This window comes from Pseudoalteromonas sp. Z1A6 (assembly GCF_011378745.1).
Taxonomy (GTDB): Bacteria; Pseudomonadota; Gammaproteobacteria; order Enterobacterales; family Alteromonadaceae; genus Pseudoalteromonas; species Pseudoalteromonas arctica.
In genome coordinates, this window is the sequence record NZ_WTKW01000160.1 from 1 (window position 1) to 9,424 (window position 9,424).

Sequence of the window (9,424 nt, forward strand, 5' to 3'; positions counted from 1 at the left end):
AAAACTTATAAGCTTTGACTTTTTAAGCAATAAAAAAGTGTATTACAGCCTATTCTTTTGTGGTCTGTTTTATAACATTGGTGTATGGGCTGATAAAATCATTTTTTGGTATTCTCCAAGCACATCAATTCAAATTATTGGTACATTAAGAGCCAGCCCAATTTATGACTTACCTATATTTTTGGCTTATTTGTCTATTATCCCCGGTATGGCGGTATTTTTAGTAAAAATGGAAACAGACTTTGTAGAAGAGTACGACCGTTTTTACACCGCTATTCGTGGTGGCTCATCTCTTGAAGAGATCTACATATTAAAAGACAGTATGATCCAAACTGCGCGTGCCGGTTTATACGATATATTTAAAATTCAGGGTATTACCGTTGCCTGCTTATTATTATGGGGTGAGCAAATACTTACCTTTATTGGCATTGATCCAAACTATAAAACGCTTTTATTTATTGATGTAGTAGGTGTAGGCGTACAAGTTATATTTTTATCTATTTTAAATATTTTGTTTTATTTAGATAAACGCTCAACAGTGCTATTTTTAGCGGGGTTATTTTTGGTAATAAACGTTGTTTTAACTTTGTTATCAATTGCTTTTGGACCGCAGTTTTATGGCTATGGCTTTGCATTAGCAACCATTATTACCTCGGTAGTAGGATTATTTTGGCTTTCAAAACAATTTGAAGATTTAGAATACGAAACGTTTATGCTGCAATAGCATAATATAAAAACTTAGCATAAAGGCTGTAAGCTACAGCCTTTATCGTTACGTTAAAAACTCTAATAAACCGCGCTCAAACCGACTAAGATACTTTGTTTTACGGGGTAATTTAAAATTGTCGCGCCAATGAGTTTGTTCTGATTCATTTTTCTTACAAAGCTCAATAACATCAGGATGAATATAAGAATTACGCGCTATTGTTGGCGTATTCCCAAGCTTTGAAGACACTTCATCAAGCATTTTTTTTAATGTAATAGCGCCTTTTGCTTCATACACTTCTTTAAAAGCAATCACACTTGCTCGCCATGTTCTAAAGTGTTTTGCGCTAAATTCTTCACCCATTATATTTTGAATATACTGATTGATTTCAGTAGAGGTAACGTTAGAGCGCTCCCCCTCTTCTATATATTGAAACAAGTGTTGCCCGGGTAAGTCCTGAAGCTCCTTAATAACACTACTCAATGCTTTATCCGTTATATTTACTTCCCTTTCTTTGCCTGACTTTGCACGGTATTTTAATCTAATATTTTTTCCTGTTAATTTTGCATGCCTTGATCTTAGGGTTGTCGCACCAAAACTTTTATTTTGTTTTACATTACGTTCATTCCCCACCCGTAAAGCACCTAAATCCATTAATCTAACAATGGCTGCTAAAGTACGTTCATAATCGAGCTCATCACCTTGCAATGCTTCCTTTAATTGAGCCCTAAGTAACGGCAGCTTATGTCCAAACACACTACAAGCTTGATACTTTTTAGCATCTTGTTGTTGTGTAAATAATGGATGATATCGGTACTGCTTTCGTCCTTTACTGTCGTAACCTGTTGCTAAAATATGCCCATTTTCTTCAGGGCAAAACCATACACTTTTATAAGCAGGCGGGAACGCGAGTGAATTTAAGCGCTCAATAACGGCCTTCTCTTTAATTATTTTTCCTATTGGGTCAAAATACTGCCAATGTTTGTTTTTTTTCTTTCGGGTAATTCCGGGCAAACTATCATCAACGTAAATCAATTCCATCATTCCTCCTCAAGCATTTAAAAGAGATATTGTTAACTCGCTTAAGCTTATATTTCAAAGCATAGAATGTACCACTTTAAAATAACCTTAAACTGAACGACTTTATTGATATATAATCAAAAATTGAGCAAAAACAAAAATACGATATATATAATGGTTATTATAACTACGCTTATATTCTCCCTTAATTGGGCATGCTGTTTAAAAGGAGCATTCAATGGCTTTTGATTATGGATCGATTGATCTTGGACTAAAAAACCCCTTCAAACTTGAAGGTAAAGTAACAGCTGTAAGAGGACTCATTGAGTCTATAGCGGGTATTAGTTTACTTGTTATTGCTGCGGGATCAGTAAAAGAAGATACAACCGCTGGATGGATTTTAATGGTGTTTGGCATGCTTATTTTAGCATTCGGCATTCGCTCACTTTCAAGTGGTATTTATGCAACTCTTAAGTATTTTGTAGGCAGAAACCACCCTACTTCACTTGCTTATAACTACAGCAAATCACAAGCATCAACCGCCCAAGAAGAACAAAAAGAAGTAGCCTACACCGCGCAATCACTCGAAGAAATGCTGGTTGGTCGTAAAAACAGTACGTTTAAAGAGCCTAATGGTTTTTTATCACGTTTACTTCACAGCTTAATCCCTAAGTTATTATTCCTACCTTATCCTATTCGTAATGTTGCTCAGCGCTTATTTGGCTCATGGGTAAGTACCCTTGTTGCACTTATTGCTTATGGCCTTGTAGCATTTGTATCTTTATCGGGTTTTACCGGTGAAGCAGGCGAATTAGCATTTCCTGTTTATAGTGCCATATTAATGTTCTACGTGCTTTTTTCGTGGCGCTCTACGGGTAAACCTATTTCTAGAAACGCTGAAAAAAATATTGAAGCACTTGGTACTGGTGCACTCGCTAAAATTATTTCTTTATCTTTTATTCTACCAATCGCTATTGGCCTTTCTATGTCATGGCTGATGAAAGAACAACACATTAGCAAACAAGAAATAGATGGCTGGATTGAGCAACTACCTAGTCTTCATGCTGGCATGTACTTAATTGCGATTATTGTATTAGCCACTCTGAGCTGCGCAATTGCTTTTATTATGATTAAAGCGCGTTTAAATGCAGTTACCCCTTCTGCTGAAGTATCAGAACTACGTGAAAACTGGCAAGAGTCTGTTCATCCAGACGAAATTTTTATAAACCTAGACAATCTAGTAATGGCTAACCGTCGTTATAAAGAAGTACCTAACAGAGTTTATCGCGAATTAGATCCTAAGCTTCAAGAACAAATTGAAGGTAAAGGCGGTTTTAAAGGTGAAATGATCCAAGAGATTCAACCTAAACTGCACTCAATAGACTTAGGTAAAAACTTTACGCTAGCAAGGTTACTTGCTTTAGTAAGTGGTAACTTGCTTTATATTATAGCCTTAGCGTTTACTGTGTTTTTAGCGTATTCGTTTATTAATATTTATCATTACGTTGACGCTGCAAATATTAGTAGCTTTAAACAAGCATTTAATAACCAACATGTTATTCAATTTAGTGAGCTATTAATGACAAGCTTTCACTTATTGCTAATAAGTATACTTATTAAAGCATTTGCGCAATTGCTTACAAATACAGCTCATCTATTTTTTGCTGAAATGCAATTTGAATCACTACTAGTGTACTTTAAATGCGAAGGCACATTTACTGAGTCTAAAATATCAACAGGTACTGGTATTCATGATAGTACCCGCTCAGAAAATACTTTAGTACGCAGTAGCATAACGCCTTGGATTATTGTTTCTCGTGTTATTTCTACTACGTTTGCAGCAACAGGTATGAAAAATCTTGAACATCCTCGCCATATTATGGAAATGCATAAAGACGAAGGACAATTACAAGCAATCAAAAAAGACGTTATCGCGTTCTTGAAAGACCGTGAATCTATCGCCTCAATCACCAGTGAGCGTGATTTAGGTAATGCTTCACAAATACATCAATTAAATCAGCAAACGCGTGCTATACCTACTCAGCAAGCGATAGCTAAAGATGACGAAGAAGCTGCCGGGTATTTAAGACAAGAAGAAAGCTTATCTCCCGAGCCAAAGGGTTAATTAACTTAAACTCTGGATTATTAGTATTAATGCCACCTTGTAAATTAGGTGGCATTTTTTTATCCTTTATTAACCTCTATTCAATACCTTTTAACTTTACTACCTCTTTTATACTCAACAACATGATTAATATTGGATTAGTCCACAAAGCCCTTGCTTTATGTGCCAAAACACAAATAATGAAGTATTAATCACAGGGTAAGAATGAGGACAATGAGCTATATACTAACCACCCAATGTGCTGACGACGTAGGCTTAATAGCTAAAATCACAGGGCTTTGTCATAAAAATAATTTAAATATTACGCGTAACAACGAGTTTGTAGATAAAGACGCACAGCGATTTTTTATGCGCACAGAGCTTACAGGCGAGCCACAAAGCGACTTTTTAGATCAACTACGCGCACTGTTGCCACAAGGCGCTAAACTTGCCCTACATTGCGGTGCAAAAACTAAAGTAGTTTTACTTGCAACTAAAGAAGCCCATTGTTTAGGTGGTATGTTGCTAAAGCAATTTGAACAAACTCTTAATATTGAAGTATTAGCAGTTATTGCTAACTACGCTGATTTAGAGCCTTTAGCAAAAGGGTTTGATGTGCCGTTTCATGTTGTATCGCACGAAGGACTAACTCGTAGCGAGCACGATCAAAAAGTAGGTGATTTAATTGCCAGCTACAACCCTGATATTATTGGTCTTGCCAAATACATGCGTATTTTAAGCCCTGAATTTGTGGGTCGCTTTGAAGGCAAAATAATTAATATTCATCATTCATTTTTACCCGCATTTATAGGTGCTAAACCTTATCATCAAGCATTTGAGCGCGGCGTAAAAATCATTGGTGCTACCGCTCACTTTGTGAATAATGAGCTTGATGAAGGACCTATCATTCTTCAAGACGTAACAAGCGTAACGCACGCTAATACTGCAGAAATGATGGCTAAAATGGGTAAAGATGTAGAGAAAACAGTGTTTTGTAAAGCACTCCAACTTGCATCAGAGCATAAGCTATTTATTAATGGTAATAAAACTGTAGTGTTTTCTTAGCATTGTACCAATTCGCTTAATTAAGTAGTTTATTTTGAGGTAATAAAACAGTGTTGATAACAAGGTATGCATTTTGTTATTAACCTGAATTCTGATTAACTATTCTACACATAAAAATATGCCAGCATTGTTGCTGGCATTTTTTTGCTCATAATTAAGCAAGTGACTTTTTAAATGTAAATTATGCCTGCTCTATTGGCTCGAGTTTTAATTTCGCGGCAATTAAAACGGCTTGGGTACGATTGTACACGCCGAGTTTTCTAAATATGGCTGTAATGTGTGCTTTTACTGTTGCTTCTGATATGTGCAGTTCATAAGCAATTTGCTTATTAAGTAAACCTTCGTGCAGATATTGCAGCACTCGGTATTGTTGAGGTGTTAATGAGGCAACTTGCGCTGCTATTTCTCGGTCTTCACCTTCAATTTCAGCTACTTTGTTTTTTAACTCTTTTGGTAGCCATGTATCGCCTTCAAGTATTTGGTTAATTGCACTGGCAATATCATCAGACGATGACGATTTAGGAATAAAACCCATAGCGCCGTAACCCATTACTTTAGAAACTATATTAGCGTCTTCACTACCCGAAACAACGGCAATAGGTAAGCTTGGGTATTCTTCTCTAATACGAATAAGACCATATAAATCACCATTACCTGGCATGTGAAGGTCTAGCAGTAATATATCAAGATCCTCTTGCTCGCTTAACACTTGCAGTGTGCTGTCAAAATCGGATGATTCAAAAACCTCTAAACCTTCAAATTTTGCGCTCAATGCGCCCTTTAGTGCTTCACGAAATAACGGATGGTCGTCCGCTATTAAAAACTGACTCATGGTTCACTCCTAATAAATTCGGCTGCCAGTTAGGTATAAAACCCTTACTGACAGCCGATATACTACGTTTAGAATCAACTTGTAATCAAGTTTTTAACGCACATTTAACGATTTAATCTGTTCTCGATTAGTTCATCGACTACAGATGGATCTGCAAGCGTTGACGTATCACCGAGTTGTTGGTGCTCATTTGCAGCGATTTTACGTAAAATACGACGCATAATCTTGCCTGAGCGCGTTTTAGGTAAACCTGGAGACCATTGAATCATATCTGGTGATGCTATTGGGCTAAGCTCTTTACGAACCCAGTTACGTACCTCTTTGGTTAACTCATCGCTTACTGTTACACCTTCATTTGGCGTAATATAAACATAAATACCTTGGCCTTTAATATCATGCGGGTAACCTACAACAGCGGCTTCTGCTACTGCTGGATGTGATACAAGAGCACTTTCAATCTCCGCAGTACCTAAGCGATGACCTGATACGTTAAGTACATCGTCCACACGTCCTGTGATCCAGTAATAACCGTCTTCATCACGACGACACCCATCACCAGTAAAGTAAACACCTGGGTAGGCGCTAAAATAAGTTTGTTCAAAACGTTCATGGTCGCCATAAACAGTTCGCGCTTGCGATGGCCAACTATCTAAAATAACTAAATTACCATCTACGGCACCTTCGAGTGTATTACCTTCAGCATCAAATAATGCTGGCGCAATACCAAAAAATGGATGGGTTGCAGAGCCAGGCTTTGTATCAGTTGCACCCGGTAAAGGCGTAATCATTATGCCACCGGTTTCTGTTTGCCACCACGTATCAACAATCGGACAATTAGATTTACCAATACTCTCGTAATACCACGTCCATGCTTCTGGATTAATTGGCTCACCAACCGAGCCTAAAATACGTAAACTATCGCGATTTGACGAAGCAGTTGGCTCATCACCTTTCGCCATTAGCGCACGAATTGCTGTAGGCGCAGTATATAAAATAGTTACACCGTGTTTATCAACAATTTCGCCCATACGTCCTGCAGTTGGATAAGTTGGTACACCTTCAAATAATACTTGTGTACAACCGTTTACTAATGGCCCGTATGCAATGTAACTGTGGCCTGTGATCCAACCTACATCGGCACTACACCAATACACATCGTCTTCTTTTAAATCAAATACGTATTCATGTGTCATTGATGAGTAAACTAAGTAGCCACCAGTAGTATGCACAACACCCTTCGGCTGACCTGTTGAACCTGATGTATATAAAATAAACAATGGATCTTCAGCGTTCATTGGCTCTGGTTCACACTTTGCTGGTAAATCAGCAACTAGGTCATGCCACCATATATCGTGCTCATTCCAATCAACTTCACCGCCGGTTAATTGGTGCACAATAACATGCTCAATTGAGGTTACAGTTTCTTGCGCTACCGCTTCATCTACATTTGCTTTTAATGGAACACAATTACCTGCTCTGCGCCCTTCATCCGAAGTAATAACAATTTTGGCACCCGAATCTCGAATACGATCTGCAATCGCAGAAGGTGAAAAGCCACCAAATACAACCGAATGAATAGCACCAATACGTGCACAAGCCTGCATTGCATAAACAGCTTGAGGCGTCATAGGCATATAAATCGCTACACGATCACCTTTTTGAACACCTAGCTTTTTTAAACCATTGGCAAACTTAGCCACTTCATCATGCAATTGTTGATAAGTAATATTCTCACTTTGAGATGGGCTGTCACCTTCCCAAATAAGCGCCGTTTTGTCTGCTTTGGTTTTTAAGTGACGATCGATACAATTGTACGAAGCATTAAGGTAGCCATCCTCATACCATTTAATATTTATATGTCCTTTGTCGAATGATGTGTTTTTAACTTTTGTATAAGGGGTAGACCAATCAAGACGTTTGCCATGCTCACGCCAAAAACTTTCTGGGTCATCAATAGATTGCTTGTAAAGCGTATTATATTTATTTTTATCTACAAGAGTCGCATCTTTAATATGCGCCGGAACTGGATAGATACTTTGTGACATCTTCGTCTCCATTAAATTACTTGCCTTAGGCTCTTATCAAGGATTACTCAGCAGTACTTTATTAAGTATTAGACCTTAGTTGTATTCCTCACCAATTTGCTCATTTGTAGTTTATAATCCTTCTGCTTTCAATTTTTTTACATAAATAATACAACGCGTTAAATGTAAGTGAATACAAACTTATCAACTCTAAAACCTTAGTCTTATAGACCAATAGGTAATTGAGTAAATATTGCGCATATTCAACAGTGTTCGGTACTGTAATAAACGTATTTACTGCAGTACTTAATAAAAGCTTTATTTAACGAATGAAAACAATATGTGTATTGAAAAGCTAAATTAACACCCTTTTTATTCGTAAGTAATACTCGTAGCAAGTAATACAACCTTACATGAAAAAAAAAGTAACAGACAACAAGTAGCCTATAAAGGACACCACAATGAAATTTATCCCATTAAAAACATTGGCAGCAAGCGCTGTACTATGTGCACTATCAAGTACTGCATACGCGGCAACTGCTGCAAAAATTGGTGATACCGAATTTACTTACGGTGGATACATCAAGCTAGACACAATGTGGAGTGATTACTCCGCAGGTGCACCGGCTGGTACAAACGTTGGCCGTGATTTTTACGTACCAAGCACGCTAACCGTTGGTGACGACAATAGCTCTGATGCAGTATTTGATATGCATGCACGCGAGTCACGCTTTAATTTTGGTACATCAACTTTAATGGATAACGGCAAAACCGTTAAGACTAAAATTGAGATTGATTTTTTAGCCTCGGCTGCTGGCGGTAATGAGCGAGTTTCAAACTCTTACGCACCACGTATTCGCCACGCGTTTGTTACTTACGATGGTTGGTTATTTGGTCAAACGTGGTCTAACTTTCAAAACGTGGGTGCCCTTGCTGAAACGCTTGATTTTGTAGGGCCTGCTGAAGGCACTGTGTTTGTGCGTCAATCGCAAATTAAATATACCACTGGCGCATGGTCTTTCTCATTAGAAAACCCAGAAAGTACAATTTCTACGACTAGCGGTATGGTAGTCACTGATGATGCATCATTACCCGATTTTACAGCTCGTTACACACACAAAGCTGATTGGGGTAACATTGTTGTTGCCGCGCTTGCTCGCCAACTTACTTATAAAGTAGGCAGTGTTGATGCCGATGAAACATCTTTTGGTATTAGTGCATCGGGTAAAATAAACCTTGGTGAAGACAACCTTAAATTTATGCTTACTCAAGGCAAAGGCTTAGGCCGTTACGTAGGCTTAAACGTAGCTCACGGTGCAGTACTTAATGGCGATGAACTAGATGCGATTGACTCAACTTCTGGTTTTGTTGCTTACCAGCACAAGTGGACAAGCAAATGGCGCTCAACGTTCTTATACTCATTCTTTAGCGCTGATAACAACACTGATTTATTAGCTATTTCTGGCGATCCGACAGAATCAAGCCAAAGCTACAGCGCAAATATTCTATACTCACCCGTTAAACGTTTAACGTTTGGTGCTGAACTAAAGCATGCTGAACGTGAAACCGAAAATGGAGTAGATGGCGATCTAGATCGCTTACAGTTCTCTGTTAAATACTCTTTTTAATAACTAAAAAGCTAACTACTTTAAAAAAGCGGCCTAGGCCGCTTT

General features: G+C 38.0%; 7 protein-coding genes. 4 read left to right on the top strand and 3 right to left on the bottom strand.

Annotated features, from left to right (window positions below):
- Window positions 1–724 (top strand): exopolysaccharide Pel transporter PelG (pelG, locus tag GQR46_RS11310; protein ID WP_165740999.1); only part of this gene is annotated, 724 nt, incomplete at its 5' end.
- Between the two features lie 48 nt (window positions 725–772).
- Here the strand turns inward: pelG and GQR46_RS11315 are convergent.
- Window positions 773–1,747, bottom strand: a complete 975-nt coding sequence (locus GQR46_RS11315; protein WP_165741000.1) for a DNA topoisomerase IB — start codon at window positions 1,745–1,747, stop codon at window positions 773–775.
- 217 nt (window positions 1,748–1,964) lie between these two features.
- On the opposite strand from GQR46_RS11315, the gene GQR46_RS11320 reads away from it, so the two are divergent.
- Window positions 1,965–3,851 (top strand): hypothetical protein, encoded by a 1,887-nt coding sequence (locus tag GQR46_RS11320; protein ID WP_165728458.1) that lies wholly within the window; start codon window positions 1,965–1,967, stop codon window positions 3,849–3,851.
- A 213-nt stretch (window positions 3,852–4,064) separates the two neighbouring features.
- On the top strand, window positions 4,065–4,895 hold the full coding sequence (purU, locus tag GQR46_RS11325) for a formyltetrahydrofolate deformylase (protein WP_007584800.1): 831 nt from the start codon (window positions 4,065–4,067) through the stop codon (window positions 4,893–4,895).
- A gap of 181 nt (window positions 4,896–5,076) precedes the next feature.
- Here purU and GQR46_RS11330 read toward each other — a convergent pair whose 3' ends face one another.
- Both GQR46_RS11330 and acs read right to left on the bottom strand, forming a co-directional pair.
- Window positions 5,077–5,727 (bottom strand): response regulator transcription factor, encoded by a 651-nt coding sequence (locus tag GQR46_RS11330; protein WP_007584799.1) that lies wholly within the window; start codon window positions 5,725–5,727, stop codon window positions 5,077–5,079.
- A 104-nt stretch (window positions 5,728–5,831) separates the two neighbouring features.
- Entirely contained in the window at window positions 5,832–7,772 is a 1,941-nt protein-coding gene (gene acs, locus GQR46_RS11335; protein ID WP_165741001.1) for an acetate--CoA ligase, read from the bottom strand.
- A 440-nt stretch (window positions 7,773–8,212) separates the two neighbouring features.
- Between acs and GQR46_RS11340 the strand changes: the two genes are divergently transcribed.
- Window positions 8,213–9,379 (top strand): DcaP family trimeric outer membrane transporter, encoded by a 1,167-nt coding sequence (locus tag GQR46_RS11340; protein WP_165741002.1) that lies wholly within the window; start codon window positions 8,213–8,215, stop codon window positions 9,377–9,379.
- The last annotated feature ends 45 nt before the right edge of the window (window positions 9,380–9,424 follow it).

What these genes read in the sequence shown, in the direction of transcription:
- GQR46_RS11315 (WP_165741000.1), bottom strand. Translation starts at nt 1,747, where the DNA reads ATGGAATTGATTTACGTTGATGATAGTTTGCCCGGAATTACCCGAAAG.
- GQR46_RS11320 (WP_165728458.1), top strand. Translation starts at nt 1,965, where the DNA reads ATGGCTTTTGATTATGGATCGATTGATCTTGGACTAAAAAACCCCTTC.
- purU (WP_007584800.1), top strand. Translation starts at nt 4,065, where the DNA reads ATGAGCTATATACTAACCACCCAATGTGCTGACGACGTAGGCTTAATA.
- GQR46_RS11330 (WP_007584799.1), bottom strand. Translation starts at nt 5,727, where the DNA reads ATGAGTCAGTTTTTAATAGCGGACGACCATCCGTTATTTCGTGAAGCA.
- acs (WP_165741001.1), bottom strand. Translation starts at nt 7,772, where the DNA reads ATGTCACAAAGTATCTATCCAGTTCCGGCGCATATTAAAGATGCGACT.
- GQR46_RS11340 (WP_165741002.1), top strand. Translation starts at nt 8,213, where the DNA reads ATGAAATTTATCCCATTAAAAACATTGGCAGCAAGCGCTGTACTATGT.